The 17,669-nt window shown below is 62.8% G+C and carries 22 protein-coding genes; 12 read left to right on the top strand and 10 right to left on the bottom strand.

Annotated elements, in window-relative coordinates; translation table 11 throughout:
* Window positions 1–8 precede the first annotated feature (8 nt).
* The 3 genes from AC1DYO_RS12080 to AC1DYO_RS12090 all read left to right on the top strand — a co-directional run bounded on the left by AC1DYO_RS12080 (window position 9) and on the right by AC1DYO_RS12090 (window position 1,392).
* Window positions 9–290, top strand: a complete 282-nt coding sequence (locus AC1DYO_RS12080) for a ribbon-helix-helix domain-containing protein (RefSeq protein WP_477263406.1) — start codon at window positions 9–11, stop codon at window positions 288–290.
* Between the two features lies 1 nt (window position 291).
* Window positions 292–591 (top strand): type II toxin-antitoxin system RelE/ParE family toxin, encoded by a 300-nt coding sequence (locus AC1DYO_RS12085; RefSeq protein ID WP_477263867.1) that lies wholly within the window; start codon window positions 292–294, stop codon window positions 589–591.
* A 141-nt stretch (window positions 592–732) separates the two neighbouring features.
* Complete coding sequence (locus AC1DYO_RS12090; RefSeq protein ID WP_477263408.1) at window positions 733–1,392, top strand: hypothetical protein; 660 nt, start codon at window positions 733–735, stop codon at window positions 1,390–1,392.
* 8 nt (window positions 1,393–1,400) lie between these two features.
* Here the strand turns inward: AC1DYO_RS12090 and AC1DYO_RS12095 are convergent, their stop codons facing one another.
* The 3 genes from AC1DYO_RS12095 to AC1DYO_RS12105 form a co-directional block, all read right to left on the bottom strand.
* Window positions 1,401–1,880, bottom strand: a complete 480-nt coding sequence (locus AC1DYO_RS12095) for a DUF2938 domain-containing protein (protein WP_477263410.1) — start codon at window positions 1,878–1,880, stop codon at window positions 1,401–1,403.
* 84 nt (window positions 1,881–1,964) lie between these two features.
* Window positions 1,965–2,441 (bottom strand): redoxin family protein, encoded by a 477-nt coding sequence (locus tag AC1DYO_RS12100; protein WP_477263412.1) that lies wholly within the window; start codon window positions 2,439–2,441, stop codon window positions 1,965–1,967.
* Between the two features lie 111 nt (window positions 2,442–2,552).
* A complete protein-coding gene (locus AC1DYO_RS12105) occupies window positions 2,553–3,359 on the bottom strand; it encodes a protein-disulfide reductase DsbD domain-containing protein (protein WP_477263414.1) in 807 nt (268 codons plus the stop codon).
* Window positions 3,360–3,574: 215 nt separating this feature from the next.
* Between AC1DYO_RS12105 and AC1DYO_RS12110 the strand changes: the two genes are divergently transcribed.
* The gene (locus tag AC1DYO_RS12110) at window positions 3,575–4,183 is read left to right on the top strand and encodes a YqgE/AlgH family protein (protein WP_477263416.1); all 609 of its coding nucleotides are present in this window, start codon (window positions 3,575–3,577) and stop codon (window positions 4,181–4,183) included.
* A gap of 62 nt (window positions 4,184–4,245) precedes the next feature.
* Here AC1DYO_RS12110 and AC1DYO_RS12115 read toward each other — a convergent pair whose 3' ends face one another.
* The 5 genes from AC1DYO_RS12115 to thrC form a co-directional block, all read right to left on the bottom strand.
* Window positions 4,246–5,019, bottom strand: a complete 774-nt coding sequence (locus tag AC1DYO_RS12115) for a pyrroline-5-carboxylate reductase (RefSeq protein WP_477263418.1) — start codon at window positions 5,017–5,019, stop codon at window positions 4,246–4,248.
* Window positions 5,020–5,190: 171 nt separating this feature from the next.
* Window positions 5,191–8,079 (bottom strand): EAL domain-containing protein, encoded by a 2,889-nt coding sequence (locus AC1DYO_RS12120; protein WP_477263420.1) that lies wholly within the window; start codon window positions 8,077–8,079, stop codon window positions 5,191–5,193.
* Window positions 8,080–8,082: 3 nt separating this feature from the next.
* A complete protein-coding gene (locus AC1DYO_RS12125) occupies window positions 8,083–8,679 on the bottom strand; it encodes a GNAT family N-acetyltransferase (RefSeq protein ID WP_181058308.1) in 597 nt (198 codons plus the stop codon).
* A gap of 19 nt (window positions 8,680–8,698) precedes the next feature.
* A complete protein-coding gene (locus AC1DYO_RS12130; protein WP_477263422.1) occupies window positions 8,699–9,991 on the bottom strand; it encodes a M16 family metallopeptidase in 1,293 nt (430 codons plus the stop codon).
* A 14-nt stretch (window positions 9,992–10,005) separates the two neighbouring features.
* Window positions 10,006–11,403, bottom strand: coding sequence for a threonine synthase (gene thrC, locus AC1DYO_RS12135; RefSeq protein WP_477263869.1), 1,398 nt, complete (start codon window positions 11,401–11,403; stop codon window positions 10,006–10,008).
* Between the two features lie 128 nt (window positions 11,404–11,531).
* Here thrC and AC1DYO_RS12140 point away from each other — a divergent pair, with 128 nt between their 5' ends.
* The 7 genes from AC1DYO_RS12140 to AC1DYO_RS12170 all read left to right on the top strand — a co-directional run bounded on the left by AC1DYO_RS12140 (window position 11,532) and on the right by AC1DYO_RS12170 (window position 14,816).
* Entirely contained in the window at window positions 11,532–12,263 is a 732-nt protein-coding gene (locus tag AC1DYO_RS12140; RefSeq protein ID WP_477263424.1) for a hypothetical protein, read from the top strand.
* Between the two features lie 204 nt (window positions 12,264–12,467).
* Window positions 12,468–12,791: an ArsR/SmtB family transcription factor gene (locus AC1DYO_RS12145; protein WP_181058304.1), complete on the top strand. Its 324-nt coding sequence runs from the start codon at window positions 12,468–12,470 to the stop codon at window positions 12,789–12,791.
* Complete coding sequence (locus AC1DYO_RS12150; RefSeq protein ID WP_477263426.1) at window positions 12,788–13,213, top strand: SRPBCC family protein; 426 nt, start codon at window positions 12,788–12,790, stop codon at window positions 13,211–13,213. The genes AC1DYO_RS12145 and AC1DYO_RS12150 overlap by 4 nt, the downstream gene beginning before the upstream one ends.
* Window positions 13,214–13,278: 65 nt before the next feature.
* The gene (locus AC1DYO_RS12155; protein ID WP_477263428.1) at window positions 13,279–13,671 is read left to right on the top strand and encodes a VOC family protein; all 393 of its coding nucleotides are present in this window, start codon (window positions 13,279–13,281) and stop codon (window positions 13,669–13,671) included.
* A 26-nt stretch (window positions 13,672–13,697) separates the two neighbouring features.
* Window positions 13,698–13,919: a hypothetical protein gene (locus AC1DYO_RS12160; RefSeq protein WP_477263430.1), complete on the top strand. Its 222-nt coding sequence runs from the start codon at window positions 13,698–13,700 to the stop codon at window positions 13,917–13,919.
* A 3-nt stretch (window positions 13,920–13,922) separates the two neighbouring features.
* Window positions 13,923–14,372, top strand: coding sequence for a DUF1801 domain-containing protein (locus tag AC1DYO_RS12165; protein WP_477263432.1), 450 nt, complete (start codon window positions 13,923–13,925; stop codon window positions 14,370–14,372).
* Between the two features lie 12 nt (window positions 14,373–14,384).
* A complete protein-coding gene (locus tag AC1DYO_RS12170) occupies window positions 14,385–14,816 on the top strand; it encodes a DUF1801 domain-containing protein (protein WP_477263434.1) in 432 nt (143 codons plus the stop codon).
* Between the two features lie 2 nt (window positions 14,817–14,818).
* Here the strand turns inward: AC1DYO_RS12170 and AC1DYO_RS12175 are convergent, their stop codons facing one another.
* Entirely contained in the window at window positions 14,819–15,505 is a 687-nt protein-coding gene (locus AC1DYO_RS12175; protein WP_436258892.1) for an HAD family hydrolase, read from the bottom strand.
* Between the two features lie 190 nt (window positions 15,506–15,695).
* On the opposite strand from AC1DYO_RS12175, the gene AC1DYO_RS12180 reads away from it, so the two are divergent.
* Window positions 15,696–16,829, top strand: coding sequence for a DNA methyltransferase (locus AC1DYO_RS12180; protein ID WP_477263436.1), 1,134 nt, complete (start codon window positions 15,696–15,698; stop codon window positions 16,827–16,829).
* Between the two features lie 217 nt (window positions 16,830–17,046).
* On the opposite strand, the gene AC1DYO_RS12185 is transcribed toward AC1DYO_RS12180, so the two are convergent.
* Complete coding sequence (locus AC1DYO_RS12185) at window positions 17,047–17,658, bottom strand: HAD family hydrolase (protein WP_477263438.1); 612 nt, start codon at window positions 17,656–17,658, stop codon at window positions 17,047–17,049.
* Window positions 17,659–17,669 lie beyond the last annotated feature (11 nt).

Here is a 17,669-nt window from a genome sequence, read left to right on the forward strand (position 1 = left end):
ACGCCCCAATGGCAAATGTTGAAAAAATAAGCGTGGCCGTCACGACGCGACAGGCGGCCGTCATGCGCGAGGTTGTGGACGCGGGCGAATACGCAACCACGAGCGAGATTGTGCGCGAAGCGATGCGAGATTGGCTGGCCAAGCGCGAACTGCGGCAGGAGGATGTGGGTCGGTTGCGGCGGCTTTGGGATGAAGGCAAGGCAAGCGGAAAACCCGAGCCCTTGGACTTCGACACCCTGCGAAAGGAAGCCCGGCAAAAGCTGGCGGAAGCTTCGCCGAACGACCGTTAGGATTGTCTGGTCGCCGGCGGCCAGAGCAGACCTCATCGACATTTATACGACAATCGGCGTTGAGAATATCGGGGCCGCCGACCGCTACTATGATTGGATAGAAGCGCGGGCGATGCAGCTTTCGGATCAGCCGCGCTTGGGGGTGAGGCGGCCCGACATTAGGCCTTCGGCCCGAATGCTCGTAGCGGCGCCGTTCCTGCTGCTTTACGAAACGAACCCGGATACAGATGATGGCCCTGTCGATGCTGTGGAGATCGTCCGGGTGGTCGACGGGCGACGAGATTTGAACCGTCTATTCTGATCGCTTCTGCATGCCAAATGCGCCTTTGGCTAAGTCGGCTCGCGTTGGCCAGAAACCAGCAATTGTAAGCTTTGGCTTAAAGCCGATTTCATGCCCGCGCGATAGATTGCGGCAATCAACCCGGTATGGGGAATTGCGGCGATGTTCGGACGCAGGACTTTCGGCAAGGACAAGCAAAGCTTTGCGGAGCTGAAACAAACGATGCGGCCGACTCCGGATCGCGACGGGGTGACGCGCGTTTTCTCAAAGCAGCTCTGGGACGATCCGAAGATCGGCTCCTTCCTGCGTGAGGCCGGCTTCGCGCCGGACGACCAGCGCAACATCATGCGCACGGCGGATGACTACATCGCTCTCTTCGCTGCGGCCAGGTACCGGCTTCAGGTGCGCACCGAGACCTTCAACGCTGAGATGGCGGCACGCCACGGCCATTGCCGCGCCATGCCCTTTCTGGTCATCGACCAGTCGATCTGGGACGGCGAGCATGGGGCGTTCCTCTATGCCCAGATGGATCTCATCGGCTTCGACGATTGGAACGTCGTCATGCTGGCGGCGGATGCGCGGACCGCGCAGTCATGCGGCCTGCCGGCTCATCCGGGCCCGGTTCCGGCGCTCACCCAGGCCGTGACCGGGCACGTGGTCCGATGGAAGGCGCGCTACGAATCCGCGCTGGAGGAATTCGGTGTCACCGCCACCGGCGGCCAGGGCATCACACGAGAGCAGTTCGAGGCGGAGAAAGACGCGCTGCGTCAGGAGATCATCGACACTGTCGCCGCGATGAAGCCGCGCGCCGTCGCTGAATAGAGTTGTCCCTAACGGATCAGCAGCGCCGTGCCATAGAGGCCGAGTGCGAACACCGTGTGCGAGATCACGTTGAAGGCGCGAATCTGCATCGGGCTGGGGCGCTTCGAGGCGGCCCAGCCGGCGCCCATGCCAGGCGCCAGCAGGAACCAGCCGGCGCCAATGGTGACCATACCGAGGATGAAGGCCGGCAGGAAGGTCGGTGCGTCCAGCCATGCCCTGCCCACCAGCGCCACCAGGATGAAGCCGTAGACGATGCCGGTGAAATAGTGGAAGCCCCAGCCCAGCGCCTGCTCATGCGCATAGGGTGCGGCATGGGCGATATCATCGTGGAAGACCTTGCCTTCCCTAAGATGCCAGACCCAGCGGCCGGGCGGCCCCCAGTTCGGCCATGGCTGGCCGAGTGCCAGATGCAGGAACATCGCCCAGAGATCCATCAGCACCGTGGCGCCGATGCCGATCGCAACACTGCGCCAGATGATGTCAAACATCGTCGATGTCCCCCAAAGTAGGCAATCCGGCAGGAAGCGCGCCGTGGTCAGGCCATGGCGCGCATGACCCGACGCGGCCGCGGTTTAGAGCTGGCTCAGAATGTGAGCCGCACCGGATGTGTCGACACCGGGCTTGGTCTCGACATTGAGCGCGGTGACCTTGCCATTGTCGACGATCATCGAGAAGCGTCGCGAGCGTAGCCCCATATCGCTGCTTACGAAATCGAGGCCGACCGACTTGGCGAAGTCGCCATTGCCATCGGCGAGATAGAGGATCTTACCTTCACCGCCAGTGAAATTCGCCCAGGCGCCCATGACGTGGGCGTCGTTGACCGAGACGACGGCGATGGTGTCGACGCCGCGCGCCAGGATGGCATCGTGGTTCTCGAGATAGCCCGGCAGATGGTTGTTGCTGCAGGTCGGCGTGAAGGCGCCGGGAACGCCGAACAGCACGACCTTCTTGCCCGCAAAAATCTCGGCCGAGGTGATCACCTTGGCGCCGTCGGCGGTCATTTCCTTGAAGGTCGCATCGGGCAGCTTATCGCCAACGGCAATGGTCATGATGGTCCTCGTGTGAAAAGCAGGGAAGGTTTCTTGCGATAGCGAAATCAGGCATCTCCCGCAACCGCCGACAAGCCCTGGATCAAGGGAAAGCCTGAATCGGGTTATGTATCATGGGAAAGGCAAGACGCCCTCGACCGCGCCTTGCGCACTTGTCAGCGTATAATACAACCCGCCATCGGTCGGTGTCGTCGACGGCCGGTCGAGGATCGGAATGGTAAACACCAGCCGGCCGTCCTTTTCGCTGCGCGCCGGGGCGCCGAACATGTAGTCGCGTTCGCCGGCAACGAAGAAATCCGCCGCCTCCGGATCGCCGGGAAAGGTCGCCTCGACGACCAGTGTCTCATGGTCAGCTGCCAAGACCTTGATGCCGAAATCGGCCTTGGCAGGGGCGGGCAAGGTGGCAAGGGCCGCCTTCACCAGTGCCGCATCCTCGGCATTGTCGGGATCGGCGGCGGGATCGACGCTCAGCCGCGTCTGCACCGGAATGCAGATCGTCTCGCAGATGCCGAGAAAGATGTCGGCATCGATGACGGCTGCATCCCCAGGCGACGACAGGGTGAATGTCACCGGCAGCGAAACCGGATGGTTGTAGCCGGCCCATTTGCCGTAACCGTCGTCATGGCGCTGCGGCGGCGGGAAGGAAAATGCCGCATCGGTGATGTTGGTGCTGGCCGAGACATCGATCTGCGGCGGCACGCCGGCATCGCCCGGATCGCGCCAATAGGTCTTCCAGCCGGGCTTGAGCGCAATGTCGAGCACGCCATGGATACGGCCGGCCTCATCGGCCTTGCCTGAGGTCACCAGGCGCACCTTGCCGCCTTCGCTGTTGTACCAGTCCGAAGAGGAAGCCGCGGCGGGCAGGGCTGCTCCGCATCCGATTGCGGCGCCGAGCAGCAGGATTTTCAAGCTTTGCATGGCGGTGATTTGATCGTCAGTTCATGGCCGCGCAATGTTTTCATGGCGCTCTGCGTATCATATTTGCGTGACCTTTGGGCAAGGAACAGTCGAGTTCAAGCAATCAGCCGGGGGAAGTTGGTAATCAGGAATCCGTTGTTCCAGCCATTGGGCTTTGGGCGAATCGCGCGCGGCGCATCTTTTCGGCGTGTCGGAAACGCGTTACGCTCCCTTCCATGGACTTGTTGCGCCACAAAAAGACGGCCGGCGGACGCGGCTTTCTCGACGACCAGTTCCTGATTGCCATGCCCGGCATGAAGGACGACCGCTTCACGCGCTCGGTCATCTACATCTGCGCGCACAGCGACGAAGGCGCGATGGGCCTAATCATCAACCAGACGCAGCAGATGCTGTTTCCCGATCTTCTGGTGCAGCTCGGCATCATGAACGAGCAGGAGGCGATCCGGCTGCCGGCGCAGGCCCGCGACTTCGTCGTACGCAATGGCGGCCCGGTCGACCGCAGCCGCGGCTTCGTCCTGCATTCGGGCGACTACCGGGTGGAATCCTCGCTCACCGTTTCCGACGATATCTGCCTGACCGCCACCGTCGACATCTTGCGCGCCATCTCGTCGGGCCGTGGCCCGCGCCGCGCGCTGATGGCGCTCGGCTATTCCGGCTGGGGCGCCGGCCAGCTGGAAACCGAGATCGCCGAGAATGGCTGGCTGACCTGTCCGGCCACGCCGGAGCTTCTGTTCGACACCGACATCGAACGCAAATACGACCGCATCCTGGCCAGTATCGGCATCGACCTGGCGCATCTCAGCCTCGCCGCTGGGCACGCCTGATCGGGTGGTTTGACCGAGACGAAAGAGTCCGATCGGGGGAGGCAGTGCGCACGATCGCAACACTAAGCGAAGGATGAGTCTATCCGGGCTGCAACGCTTTCCATTGCCGCCGCCAAGGCATCCGTGCCACCGCTTTCGACGAAGACGCGATAGGCCTGCTCATTCAGCCCTTGCGAAGTCGAATGAGCGCCGACGAGAGTCTCGAAGGTCGCGTGGCCTTTGATCGAAGTTTGCGCCAGACCAAAAAAGAGCTGTGCGATATACGTTCTTGCCCTTCCGTATTCTGCGCCGTGGTCCACCATCCATTGGACTGCGGTTTCCAGACAACCGAAGTAGGTCGCCATCAGTGAGCCTGCGGCGCTATAGCCGTTGAATTCCTCAATCGAAGTCGCGTTGACCACTGTGCCCAGGGCGCCGAATAGCTGGGTAAGGCGGTCGGAAGCGGGATAGATTACGGTCACGCCAGATCGGTTGGCCACAGACGGCAAGGGTATCGCACGCGTGACATCGACCGGGTGCTCGATCCACTCTGCGATCTTCTCGGCCGGCAGCATGGCGATTAGACTGACGATCGCCGTGTCCCCTGGGAATGCCAGAGGAGAAATGACCTCCTCGGCGATTTGCGGTCGTACCGCGAGAAAAAGGATATCGGAAACATCGACGATCTCCTGATTGTCATTGCAAACACGCACCTTTTCGAAAGATGCGGCCAATCGCGCTGCTGTCGCAGCCCCACGCGCCGACACGATAATCTCCGAAAGTGGGAATTCCGCTTCCATCAGACCACGCACGATGGCCTCGGTGATTGCACCCGCACCAATAAAGCCGAGCTTCATGGCCATTCTTCCCCAAGCGTAGCGTCTTCCGGTCGGTTGCAGACCTCCAGGCTACCATCCACCGCTTCACCGCCGAGCACAACCGGGCATGAAAACCATTCGTTTGGCGTGCAGACCCGACGCCATCGTCGCAGCCCGAACAAGAGGGCTCCAAACGCTGGAGTCGGCCCACTAAGCCTGCGTCATCGGATACTGCTCCTTCAGCGCCTTCAGCACCTGGTCGCCGGGCATCGGTGCGCCGAACATGAAGCTCTGGACGTATTCGCAGCCCATCTGGCGCAGTTCCAGCGCATCGCTTTCGTCCGAAATGCCCTCGGCCACCACCGACAGACCGAGCTCATGCGCCATGTTGACCATGGATTTGAGCAGCACCGCGCGCTTTGGCGTCGCGTCGTCGACGAAGCTCTTGTCGATCTTGATGGTGTCGAAGGGGAAGCGCGTCAGATAGGCGAGCGACGAATAGCCGGTGCCGAAATCGTCGAGCGACAGGCCGATGCCGAGCTGTTTCAGCTTGGTCAGCACATGCGAGGTCTGCTCGGGATTGTCCATCACCAGCGACTCGGTGAGTTCGAGCCGGAAGCAGCGCGGCTTGAGATTGGCGCGCGCGATGACCGAGCGGACATCGCTGACCAGGTCGCGGCGGATCAGCTGGCGGCTGGACAGGTTGACCGACACCGACAGCGGTGTGTCGCCGATCTGCTTTTGCCAGCCGGCGAGGTCCTCGGCCGCTTGCTGCATGGCGAACAGGCCGAGCTGCACGATCAGGCCACAGCTTTCGGCGACCGGAATGAAATCACCCGGCGGGATCATGCCGCGGCGCGGATGGTCCCAGCGCAGCAGCGCCTCGAAGCCGGCAATGCTGCCGTCCTCCAGCCGCACGATCGGCTGGTAGGCAAGGGTGAATTCGCGTCGCTCGATGGCGCGGCGCAGATCGGATTCGAATTGCAGCCGGTCGGTGCCGACGGTACGGAAGGCGGGCCTAAACGGCTCGATCCTGTCACCGCCGAAGCGCTTGGCCTGGTGCATGGCAAGCTCGGCATCCTTGACCATGTCCTCCGCTGAAGTCTGCGCCGAGGTCCAGGTGATCAGGCCGATCGAGGCGGTCAGCACGATCTCGCGCTTGGCGAAGGTGATCGGGTTGTTGATGGCGTGCTTGATGGCGTCGGCGACCGCGGCGATGCGCGAAGGGTCCTGTTCGGAAAGCAGCATCAGCGCGAACTGGTCGCCGGCAAAGCGCGACAGCGAATCCTTCGGCTTCAACAGCCGGTGCAGGCGGCGCGCTATGGTGAGCAGGATGGTGTCGCCGGCCGAGATGCCAAGCCCGTCATTGACCTGCTTGAACCGGTCGATGTCGATGACGAAGACGGTGGGGCGCACCTTCTCTTCGGTGCGCGCGATCGAGATGATGGCTTCTAGCCGGTTCATCAAAAGTTCGCGGTTGGGCAGGCCGGTCAGATTATCGTGAACGGCATCATGCAGCAGCCTTTCCTCGGACTTTTTCTGCTCGGTGACGTCGACCATGGTGCCGACGCAGCGAATCACTTCGCCATCCGAGCCGATCACCGGCCGCGCCCGAAGCAAGAACCAGTGGTAGTGCCCGTCAGCGCCGCGCAGGCGGAAATTCTGAGACACCCGGCCACGCCGGTGTTCCAGAACCACGTCGAGCGTGGTGCGGAAAGTGTCGCGGTCGTCGGCATGCAGCACCGGCAGCCAGTTGCGCGCCGCACCCCCCAGGCTGTTGGGCGCCAGGCCAAGCTGAATGCTGACATCGGGCTTGGTGACGACGCGGTCGCGCAGCACGTCCCAGTCCCACACGGTGTCGCCGGAGCCGGCCACCGCCAGCGCCTGGCGCTCGAGATCGGAGAACAGGCCCTGATGCAGCGCGCCGCCGGCAAAGGCATGCTGCATGACGGTGAAGCCGATGAGCAGAATGATCAGGATCAGCCCGCCGCCCAGTGCCGGCTGGGCGATGTCGTTGTCGAGCATGCCGGTGATCGCCATCCACGAACCGCATAGCCACAACAGCACCATCACCCAACTGGGCACCAGCATGATCGCACGATCATAACCACGAATACCAAGCAGGATGATCAGGCCAAGCCCGGTCAGCGCGGTCGCGGCAAAGGACAGACGGGCGATGCCTGAGGCTACGGCCGGATCGACGATCGCCACACCCGCAATCAGCACCAGGCCGAGGATCCAGACCAGCGCGCCATAGCTGAAATGGCCGTGCCATCGGTTAAGGTTGAGATAGGCGAACAGGAACACCACAAAGGTCGCCGCAAGCGCCACCTCCGTTCCCGCTCGCCACATCTGCTCATTTCCGGGCGATATCTCTATGATCTTGTTTAAAAAGCCGAAATCGACGCAGATATAGGCGAGCACTGCCCAGGCAAGGGCTGCGGTCGCCGGGAACATCGAGGTTCCCTTGACGACGAACAGGATGGTCAGGAACAGCGCCAGCAGGCCGGCAATGCCGATGACGATGCCTCGGAACAGCGTGTAGGAATTGACCGAGTCCTTGTAGGCTTCCGGCTCCCAGAGATAGACCTGCGGCAGCTTGGGCGAGGCGAGTTCGGCGATGAAGGTGATCACCGTTCCCGGGTTCAGCGTCACCCGGAACACGTCGGCGTCGGGGCTCGACTGGCGGTCGAGCGCGAAGCCCTCGCTGGGTGTGATCGCGGCGATGCGGGTGGCACCGAGATCGGGCCAGAAGATGCCCGAATTCACCAGCCTGAAATGCGGCGCCACGATCAGCCGGTCGAGCTGCTGGTCGGTGGTGTTGGCGAGCGCAAACACCGCCCAGTCACCGCTCGAGCGCGCGTCATTGGCCTCGACCTCGATGCGCCGCACGATGCCGTCGGGGCCGGGCGCGGTCGACACCTGGAAGTTTTCGCCCTGATTGACGTAGATTTCGACGGCGCGCGACAGGTCGAGCGCGACATCGTCACGGGCAATCTTGATCGGCTCGACGGCGAAGGCCGGGAGCGCCGCGCAGAGCGTGACGACAGCCGCCAGAACAAAGGCCAACAGCGACCCGTTTCGCAGGAAATTCGTCAAAAATCAGTCCTTCGTTCCACCGCCCGGCGGATCGTCCGCGATCCGGGCGTAGAGGTAGTGGTCCTGCCAGATGCCGTTGATCCTGAGGTAGGATCGCAAAAGTCCTTCGCGCCGGAATCCGGCTTTTTCAAGCACGCGGATCGACCGGGCGTTGTCGGGAATACAGGCAGCTTCGATCCGGTGCAACCTCAGCGTATCGAAGGCGAAGCGGCAGACCACCTTGACCGCGTCGGTCATCAGGCCGCGGCCGCCGAAACGCTCGCCGATCCAGTAGCCGACATGGCCGCTTTGGGAGACGCCGTGGCGGATGTTGCCCAGCGTAATGCCACCGGCGAGCTTGCCGCTGGCCTTCTCGAAGATGAAGAAAGCGATGGCGGTTCCCTGCGCATAATCTTCGCGGTAGCGGCCGATGCGCAGCCGCCAGGCGGTGCGGTCGAGTTCGTCGGGCGTCCAGCGCGGCTCCCACGGTTCGAGGAAGCCGCGGCTTTCACCGCGCAGTGCCGACCATTCGCGATAGTCGTTGGTGTACGGCACGCGCAGCGTCACCCGGTCGCCCTTCAGTGCCGGCAGGTCACGGCGAAAGAAAGGGAGCGCGAACACGGGGCGCCTTTAGGGGGACTTAGACGGCGAGCTTGCGGGCCGTGGTGTGCGTGCCCGCAAGTGAATCGAGGATCGCCTCATAGGGCGCGAGCGTACCCACGGGGCCGACGGCGGTCAGCGTCGGCTTGGTCGAAAACAGCCGTGACGACAGGTCGGTCAGTCGCTCGATCGTCAGCGCCGACAGCCGTTCCATCAACTCCTCCTTGGCGATCGGCCGGCCGAACAGAAGCAACTGCCTGGCGATCTGCGAGGCGCGGCTGGCCGGGCTTTCGGCCGACATGATCAGTCCGGCGCGGTATTGCGCGCGCGCCCGGTCGAGTTCTTCCTGCAGGATGTTTTCGCCGGCCTTCTGCAACTCGTCGATGATGACCGGCACCAGTTCGGCGATATCGCTCTGCCCGGTCGCGGCATGCACGCCGAAAATGCCGGTGTCGGAAAAGCCCCAGTGGAAGGCATAGACGGAATAACACAGGCCGCGCTTTTCGCGCACTTCCTGGAACAGGCGCGATGACATGCCGCCGCCGAGGATCATCGACAGCACCTGCGAGGCGTAGAAGTCGCGCACATGATAGGCGCGGCCTTCGAAGCCGAGCACGATCTGGGCGTCCATCAGGTCGCGGTCTTCACGGAAATCGCCGCCGACATACTGCGCATATTGCGGCATCGTGCTGTCGGCCTTGCTGCGGAAGCCGCCGAGCTGCTTTTCCACCTCGCGCACGAAATTGTCGTGCTTGATGTCGCCGGCCGCCACCACCACCATGCGCTCGGCGCCATATTGGCGCTCGATGAAATTATGCAGCTGTTTGGAGGTGAAGGATTTGACGGTTTCCGGCGTGCCGAGGATCGAGCGGCCGATCGTCTGATGGCGGAAGGCTGTCTCGGTGAAACGGTCGAAGACGATGTCGTCGGGCGTGTCGTGCGCGGCGCCGATCTCCTGCAGGATCACATGCTGCTCGCGTTCCAGCTCCTGCGGATCGAATTCGGACTCCTGCAGGATGTCGGCAAGAATATCGACGGCCAGCGGCACGTCGTCGGACAACACCCTGGCATAGTAGGATGTCGTCTCGACGCTGGTGGCGGCGTTGATCTCGCCGCCGACATCCTCGATTTCCGAGGCGATTTCGAAGGCGCTGCGCCTTTTCGTGCCCTTGAAGGCCATATGCTCGAGCAAATGGGCCATTCCGTGCTCTTCGTCACGCTCATTGCGAGCGCCCGACTTGACCCAGGCACCAAGGGCAACGGATTCGAGGCTTGGAAGGGTTTCGGTGGCGACTGTCAGGCCGTTCGACAGACGGCTTACCTCAACACCCATATGGCAAGTACTCCCTAACGCGCTGCCCTTGAGTGGCGGCTCACGTAATCTTCCACCATTTTCAGGTCGGATGGAAGTACCGTGTATTTTTCGTCGGCTGACATCAAGGACCCCAGCCATGCGGGCAGGGTCGGCGACACGCCGCAGGCGGCTTCGACGGCGGCCGGGAACTTCGCCGGATGGGCGGTGCCCAGCACCACCATCGGCACTGCGCCGGCAGCCTTGCCGGCGGCGACATGCACGGCGGCCGCCGTGTGCGGGTCGAGGAGATAATTGCTTGTTTCCAGCGTCGAACGGATGGTGGCGGCGACTTCATCCATGTCAGCGCGGCCGGCGTCGAATTCGGCCCGCATCCTGGCCATTTCAGCCGTTTCGATGGTGAAGGCGCCGGACTGCTTCAGCCCGGCCATGTAACGCCGAACGGTCTCGGCATTGCGGTCGGAGGCCTCGAACAGCAGGCGCTCGAAGTTCGACGACACCTGGATGTCCATCGATGGCGACGTGGTCGCAAACACACCCTTGGTGCGGTATTCGCCGGTCGCGAAAGTGCGCGCCAAAATGTCGTTGTCGTTGGTGGCGACGATCAGTCGCTCGATCGGCAGGCCCATCTTCTTGGCGGCATAACCCGCAAAGATGTCGCCGAAATTGCCGGTCGGCACGGTGAAGGAAACAGGCCGGTCCGGCGCGCCGAGCGAAAGCGCCGAGGAAAAATAATAGACGATCTGGGCCATGATGCGGGCCCAGTTGATCGAATTGACGCCCGACAGCGACACCCCATCGCGAAAGGCGTGGTCGTTGAACATATCCTTCAGCAACCCCTGGCAATCGTCGAAATTGCCTTCGATGGCCAGCGCTTGGACGTTGGCCGCGGTCGATGTCGTCATCTGCCGCTGCTGCACCGGCGAGACGCGGCCATGCGGGAACAGCACGAAGATATCGGTGCGGTCGCGGCCGGCAAAGGCGTCGATGGCCGCACCGCCAGTGTCGCCCGACGTGGCGCCGACGATCGTGGCGCGCTGGCCGCGCTCGGCCAGCACATGGTCCATCAGCCGGGCAAGCAGCTGCATGGCGACGTCTTTGAAGGCCAGCGTCGGACCGTGGAAGAGTTCGAGGATGAAAGTGTTCGGGCCGGTCTGCACCAGCGGGCAGACGGCCTGGTGGCGGAAGGTGGCATAGGCTTCGCGCACCAGGCGTTCGAAGACGGGGGCGGCGATCTCGCCGCCGAGGAACGGCGTCAGCACGCGGATGGCGAGGTCGGCATAGGGCAGGCCGCGCATGGCGCGGATCTCGGCTGCCGAAAACTGCGGCCACTCGCGCGGCACATAGAGCCCGCCGTCGCGCGCCAGTCCGGCCAGCACCGCGTCGGAAAATCCCAGCGCGGGCGCTTCCCCGCGAGTACTCACATATTGCATGTCATAGACCCGTTGCCGCTTGGCGTTTCCGTTCACCACAGAGTGGTTAATTTCTGCGCTGGCTCAGTCGCATTTTTGCCGCGCCGTTGCTATACGTCACCAGCTTTGCGAGAGGGAAGTGCAGTTTCATGGCGTTTTACAAGTTCGACCGTCGCTTTGTCGCGGGTCTGGCGCTCACCGGCTTTATGCTTGCCGCCGCCGGCTGCCAATCGAGCGACAATGGCCTCCTCAACCTCGGATTGGGCAAGAAGACCGACCCGAACGCGCCAATACCGCCGCAGGACCCCAAGGTGCTCGCCAGCCAGCTGCAGGCCTATTGCCCGAAAGTGACGGTGCGCGACGGCACCGCCTACTTCAACACCTACGCCAAGGGTGCGTCGCAGCCAAAAAAGAAAAAGGCTGACGCCGCGCAGGACGCCGAGGCCGCTGCCGCCGCGCAGACGGCGCCGGATGGCACAATCGTCGATCCGAACAAGGACCCGACCAAGATCATCTATCAGGCCTCGATCAGCGATGTGAGCCGCGATTGCAGCCGTGCAAACGGCCAGTTGACGATGAAGGTTGGCGTTGCCGGCAAGATCGTGCCGGGACCGATGTTCACTCCCGGCACCATCACCATGCCGATCCGCGTCGCCGTCATGCACGGCCCCGACGTGCTTTATTCGCAGATCCACCCCTATCAGATCCAGGTCAGCGATCCCTCGACCGCCACCCAGTTCGTGTTCACCGATTCCAACGTCGTCGTGCCCGAGCCCTCCGCCAGGGACTACCAGGTCTATGCCGGCTATGACGACACCGCACCGGCGGCGGCGGACAAGAAGTCGGGCAAGAAAAAGAAGCGCGCTCCGGCGACGAACTAGGCGTCGCCTGGGCGCCGTCGCTGCTGCGACGGTGGCGGTCAACTCTTTGAAAGATCGAAACGATCCGATCATAACCCTGCAGGTGTGCGCCTGCAGGCGGCTGGCGTTAGCGCTTTAGATCCTGATCCATTCCACCAGCGCACTTGACTCATTCATATCTCGGCGGTTATACGTCGATCAATAGCTCGCAGGTTATTGATCCCGATGCCAGACGCCCACGATACTCTCTTCAGAACGCTTGCCGACCCGACCCGGCGGGCCATCTTCGAGCGCCTGTGCCGCCAGGGCGAGCAGACAGTGGGGGCGCTGACGGCACAGTCCGGCGTCTCGCAGCCGGCGGTGTCGAAGCATCTCGGCGTGCTGAAGCAAGCCGGCCTAGTGCTCGACCGCCACGCCGGACGGCAGACCCATTACAGCGCGCAGCCCGCGGCACTTGGTCCGCTGACCGACTGGACAGTTCAGATGACTGGGTTTTGGGAGAGCCGCTTCGATGATCTCGAGAACCTGCTGAAAAGGATGGATCAGTGAGCAATCCCGAGTTGCGCACCGTCGTCGTCGAACGTGACATATCCTGGCCGGCGGAGAAGATCTGGCGCGCGCTGACGCAGCCGCATCTGATGGAGGAATGGCTCATGAAGAACGATTTCAAGCCTGTCATCGGCCACAGCTTCAATCTTCGCGGCGACTGGGGCGGCGTGCTCGACTGCGAGGTCCTCGCCATCGAGCAAAACAGAACGCTGTCCTACAGCTGGGATTTTGCCCATGAGGATGCCGCCTACAATCTGAAGAGCGTGGTGACGTTCACGCTCACGCCCACCAGCACGGGAACCCATCTGCGCGTCGAGCAGTCGGGCTTCCATCCGAGCCAGAAGCAGGCCTATGGCGGCGCCCGGGTCGGCTGGCAGCAATTCCTCACCAGGCTGGAGCAGCTTCTGGCGAAGCCTGATTGAAGCCTGCCGGCACAATTCGACGCCATGCCCTGATCGCGGGGCCACCGACCACGAAGGAGAAATCAATGAAGATCAAGCTGACCAGCGTCTACGTGGACAACCAGGACAACGCACTGCGTTTTTACACCGATGTGCTCGGCTTTGCCGTGAAGGCCGACTTCAGCAATGGGCCTTTTCGTTGGTTGACCGTGATCTCACCCGATGAACCCGAGGGAACCGAACTGCAACTCGCGCTCAACGACAACCCGGCCGCCAAAACCTACCAGCAGGCCATCTTCAAACAGGGCCAGCCCGCGCTCATGCTGTTCACCGACGACATCAAGGGCGACTATGAGCGCATCAAGGGGCGCGGCGGCGCGTTTGCCATGGCGCCAACCGAAGTGACCGGTTCGACCATTGCCCAGCTCAACGACAGCTGCGGCAATCTCATCCAGATCACCCAGCTGGCACGCTGGTAAGCGCTCGTTTTCAAGAGGAGGTGGCAATGAACTTGAGCAAGTGGATTCGCCAAACCCACCGTTGGCTGTCGATCATCTTCACGCTGACCGTGGCAGCCAATTTCATCACCATGGCCTTCGGGCAGCCTCCGGCATGGGTGGTCTATTCGCCGCTGCTGCCGTTGTTCCTGCTGCTGTTCAGCGGGCTCTACATGTTCGTGCTGCCCTATGTCGCCCGGTCGCGCGGCGAGCAGCGCGCGCAAGGATAGGACATGGCCAAGGCGCCCGGACAATTGAAGGCTGCAAAGCAGGACGCGGCGAAACCGGTCCTGCTTTCAGGCGGCAACCCGCAGATCGCCAAGGGCTACGGCGATGGCCCGGTGCAGGCCTATATCGCGGCCATGCCCGGCTGGAAAAGCGATGTTGGGCGCCGTCTCGACGCGCTCATCACCGACACCGTCCCCGGTGTCTACAAGGCCGTCAAATGGAACTCGCCGCTCTATGGCATCGAAGGCGAGGGCTGGTTCCTCAGCCTTCATTGCTTCACCAACTACGTCAAGGTCGCCTTCTTCCGCGGCATGTCGCTGGATCCCATTCCTCCCGGCGGCTCGAAGCAAAAGGAAGTGCGCTATCTCGATATCCATGAAGGCGAAGAAATCGATGAAGCCCGCTTTGCCAGCTGGGTGAAGCAGGCCAGTAAACTGCCCGGCGAGAAGATGTGAACGGAGGAGACCATGAAGACCAGCGTTTCGAACGAGGGAGGCGCCTCTCCCTCCGAGCGGATAGATGCCCGAATCCGGGAGCTGGATGATTGGCGAGGGAAAATGCTGGCCAGCCTGCGCAAGACCATCCTCGACGCCGATCCGGAAATCATCGAGGAGTGGAAGTGGATGGGCAGCCCGGTGTGGTCGCGCGACGGCATGATCGCAGTCGGCAACGCCCACAAGGACAAGGTGAAGCTGACCTTTTCGCACGGCGCCAGCCTGCCTGACCCCGACGGGCTGTTCAACAACGGCTTTGGCGGCAAGGTGTGGCGCGCCATCGATGTTTCCGAGGGCGAGGAGATCGATGCGGACGCGCTGAAGGCGCTCGTCCGCGCCGCCATCGCCTATAACCAGGCGAAGAAGAAACCGGCTCGCGCCAAGCCGGTCAAAGCCAAGGAGTAAGGTCAGGCGTCCGACCACTCCGACAAAGCGGCAATCACGCTTTTCAGTTCAGCCCAGCGGCGGATGACCGTTTCGGCGCCGGCCTCGGTCAACGCATCGGCATGGCCGGGATAGCTGTGCGCGGCCCCGGTAAATCCGATCACGCGCATGCCGGCGGCCCTGGCGCCGGCGACGCCGTGCACGGAATCCTCGATGACGAACGTGTTTGCCGGATCGGCGTTGAGTTTTTCCGCCGCGACCAGGAATACGTCCGGGGCGGGCTTGGTCTTCTTGCTTGGTATCTCCAGCGCCGAAAAAATCCGGCCGGCGAAGAACGGCAGCAGGCCAACCTTCTCCAGCATGAATTCGATCCGCTCGGAGCGCGAGTTCGAGCACACGCAGCGCGGCGCGGTGACCGCCGCCACCGCCTCGCGCGCGCCGTCGATGGCGCGCACATCGCTGCGCAATTTGCGGTCGACGAGCTCTTCGGCGCGGTCGATCATCGAGGCCTGGAACGGGATCGCCGACTTCGCCTCGACCCGCATCATGATGTCCTTGAAGGTCAACCCGGCATAGCTTTCGGCGATCTCCTCGGCCGATATTTCGAAGCCGGCGAGTGTCAGCAGTTCGGCCTCGACGCGGGCTGCGATGATTTCGGAATCGACGAGCACGCCGTCGCAATCGAAGATGACAAGATCTGGCTGGGGCATGGCAATCCGGAACGAGGGAAGGGTGATGGAGGCCCGGCAGGGCTCAAGCGGCGCGACATACACCAACGGACCGGGCTGCGCAAATTAACGAACTCAGGGATGCCGGGCCGATTTCGCCCTTCACCGAATATTTACGCTGATCGGTAACCATAACGGGGAGTAAACAGTAACGCGTGCTTTGGGTGTAAACATGTCTGCCGTGCGTCTTCTCGACGACCTTTCTCACGCTCCCCAGCAATCCGAGTGGCTGGACACGATCCTCAAGGGCGATTGCGTCGCCGCACTCGACCGACTGCCGGAAAAATCCATCGACGTCATCTTCGCCGATCCGCCCTACAATCTGCAGCTCGATGGCGATCTGCACCGCCCCGACCAGTCCAAGGTCGATGCCGTCGACGATGACTGGGACCAGTTCGAGAGTTTCGAGGCTTACGACGCCTTCACCCGCGCCTGGCTGCTGGCTGCGCGCCGCGTGCTGAAGCCCAACGGCACCATCTGGGTCATCGGCTCCTACCACAACATCTTCCGCGTCGGCGCCAAGATGCAGGATCTGGGCTTCTGGATCCTCAACGATGTCGTCTGGCGCAAGACCAATCCGATGCCGAATTTCCGCGGCCGCCGCTTCCAGAATGCACATGAGACCATGATCTGGGCCTCGCGCGACCAGAAGGGCAAGGGCTACACCTTCAACTACGAAGCCATGAAGGCCTCCAACGACGACATCCAGATGCGTTCCGACTGGCTGTTTCCGATCTGCACGGGCGGCGAGCGGCTGAAGAACGACAATGGCGACAAGCTGCATCCGACGCAGAAGCCGGAAGCGCTGCTTGCCCGCATCATGATGGCCTCGACCAAGCCGGGCGACATCGTGCTCGACCCGTTCTTCGGCTCCGGCACCACCGGCGCCGTCGCCAAGCGCCTCGGCCGCCATTTCGTCGGCATCGAGCGCGAGCAGGCCTATATCGACGCCGCCAATGAGCGCATCGACGCCGTGCGGCCGCTGGAAAGCGCTGATCTCACCGTGCTCACCGGCAAGCGCGCCGAGCCGCGCGTCGCCTTTGTCAGCCTTCTCGACACCGGGCTGATGCAGCCCGGCGCCACGCTCTATGATGCCAAGAAGCGCTGGGCGGCCAGGGTGCGCGCCGACGGCACGGTGGCAATCGGCGACAGCGCAGGCTCGATCCACAAGATCGGCGCCGAGGTGCAGGGGCTGGACGCCTGCAACGGCTGGACCTTCTGGCACTATGAGCGCAGCGGCGGCCTGACCCCGATCGACGAACTGCGCCGTATCGCAAGGCTCGGCATGGAGCGGGCAGGGGCCTGAGGCCAGGAAGTCGGCGCTCTACGGCGGCCCCCCTCTGCCCTGCCGGGCATCTCCCCCTCAAGGGGGGAGATCAGCTGTCGTCATTGCTTTCGCCAATTTTTGACATTGCAAGGTGAGAGCGGCCGCAGACGCCGCTGATCTCCCCCCTTGAGGGGGAGATGGCCGGCAGGCCAGAGGGGGGCGCCGTAGAGTGCCTACCTCCGGAGCTCTCCACCGCTCACACCGCGATCCCATACCCCGCAAGATCCGCCCGAAGCGTCTTGGCATCCGTGAACAGCACTGACTGCCAGCCGGCTGCCTTGGCGCCGTCGACATTTTTCTGGCTGTCGTCGATGAACAATGTGGCCGATGGTTCGAGCCCGAACGCGGCGACGTGGTGATCGTAGATGGCGCGGTCGGGCTTGATCTCATGGATGTCGGCCGACACGGTGACGCCGCGCGGGCGGCTGAGGAAGTCGAAACGCTGCCTTGCCTCGGCAAGCGTGTCGGCGGCGAAATTGGTCAGCATGGTTACGTCGTGGCCGCTCTCGATCAGGCCCAGCATGATGGCGACGCTGTCCTCATAGGCATGCGGCACCATCTCGTGCCAGTGGCGGCGGAAATTACGGATGTTTTCAGCATGATCGGGGTGCTCCGCGATCAGCAGTGCTTCCGCCTCTTCCCATGTCCGGCCGCGGTCCTGCTCGATGTTCCAGTCATGCGTGCAGACATTGTCGAAGAACCACTTGCGCTCCTGCGCATCCGGGATCAGGCGGCTGAACGGAATGTTCGGATCGTAGTGGATCAGCACGCGGCCGATGTCGAACACGATGTGGCGGATTTCAGGCATGTCTGGCCTTT

It is taken from the genome of Mesorhizobium sp. P2_F5, assembly GCF_056403715.1.

What these genes read in the sequence shown, in the direction of transcription:
- AC1DYO_RS12130 (WP_477263422.1), bottom strand. Translation starts at nt 9,991, where the DNA reads ATGGGTGTTGAGGTAAGCCGTCTGTCGAACGGCCTGACAGTCGCCACC.
- AC1DYO_RS12160 (WP_477263430.1), top strand. Translation starts at nt 13,698, where the DNA reads ATGAACTTGAGCAAGTGGATTCGCCAAACCCACCGTTGGCTGTCGATC.
- AC1DYO_RS12145 (WP_181058304.1), top strand. Translation starts at nt 12,468, where the DNA reads ATGCCAGACGCCCACGATACTCTCTTCAGAACGCTTGCCGACCCGACC.
- AC1DYO_RS12140 (WP_477263424.1), top strand. Translation starts at nt 11,532, where the DNA reads ATGGCGTTTTACAAGTTCGACCGTCGCTTTGTCGCGGGTCTGGCGCTC.
- AC1DYO_RS12185 (WP_477263438.1), bottom strand. Translation starts at nt 17,658, where the DNA reads ATGCCTGAAATCCGCCACATCGTGTTCGACATCGGCCGCGTGCTGATC.
- AC1DYO_RS12105 (WP_477263414.1), bottom strand. Translation starts at nt 3,359, where the DNA reads ATGCAAAGCTTGAAAATCCTGCTGCTCGGCGCCGCAATCGGATGCGGA.
- AC1DYO_RS12115 (WP_477263418.1), bottom strand. Translation starts at nt 5,019, where the DNA reads ATGAAGCTCGGCTTTATTGGTGCGGGTGCAATCACCGAGGCCATCGTG.
- AC1DYO_RS12110 (WP_477263416.1), top strand. Translation starts at nt 3,575, where the DNA reads ATGGACTTGTTGCGCCACAAAAAGACGGCCGGCGGACGCGGCTTTCTC.
- AC1DYO_RS12095 (WP_477263410.1), bottom strand. Translation starts at nt 1,880, where the DNA reads ATGTTTGACATCATCTGGCGCAGTGTTGCGATCGGCATCGGCGCCACG.
- AC1DYO_RS12180 (WP_477263436.1), top strand. Translation starts at nt 15,696, where the DNA reads ATGTCTGCCGTGCGTCTTCTCGACGACCTTTCTCACGCTCCCCAGCAA.
- AC1DYO_RS12080 (WP_477263406.1), top strand. Translation starts at nt 9, where the DNA reads ATGGCAAATGTTGAAAAAATAAGCGTGGCCGTCACGACGCGACAGGCG.
- AC1DYO_RS12155 (WP_477263428.1), top strand. Translation starts at nt 13,279, where the DNA reads ATGAAGATCAAGCTGACCAGCGTCTACGTGGACAACCAGGACAACGCA.
- AC1DYO_RS12090 (WP_477263408.1), top strand. Translation starts at nt 733, where the DNA reads ATGTTCGGACGCAGGACTTTCGGCAAGGACAAGCAAAGCTTTGCGGAG.
- AC1DYO_RS12175 (WP_436258892.1), bottom strand. Translation starts at nt 15,505, where the DNA reads ATGCCCCAGCCAGATCTTGTCATCTTCGATTGCGACGGCGTGCTCGTC.
- AC1DYO_RS12165 (WP_477263432.1), top strand. Translation starts at nt 13,923, where the DNA reads ATGGCCAAGGCGCCCGGACAATTGAAGGCTGCAAAGCAGGACGCGGCG.
- AC1DYO_RS12100 (WP_477263412.1), bottom strand. Translation starts at nt 2,441, where the DNA reads ATGACCATTGCCGTTGGCGATAAGCTGCCCGATGCGACCTTCAAGGAA.
- AC1DYO_RS12170 (WP_477263434.1), top strand. Translation starts at nt 14,385, where the DNA reads ATGAAGACCAGCGTTTCGAACGAGGGAGGCGCCTCTCCCTCCGAGCGG.
- thrC (WP_477263869.1), bottom strand. Translation starts at nt 11,403, where the DNA reads ATGCAATATGTGAGTACTCGCGGGGAAGCGCCCGCGCTGGGATTTTCC.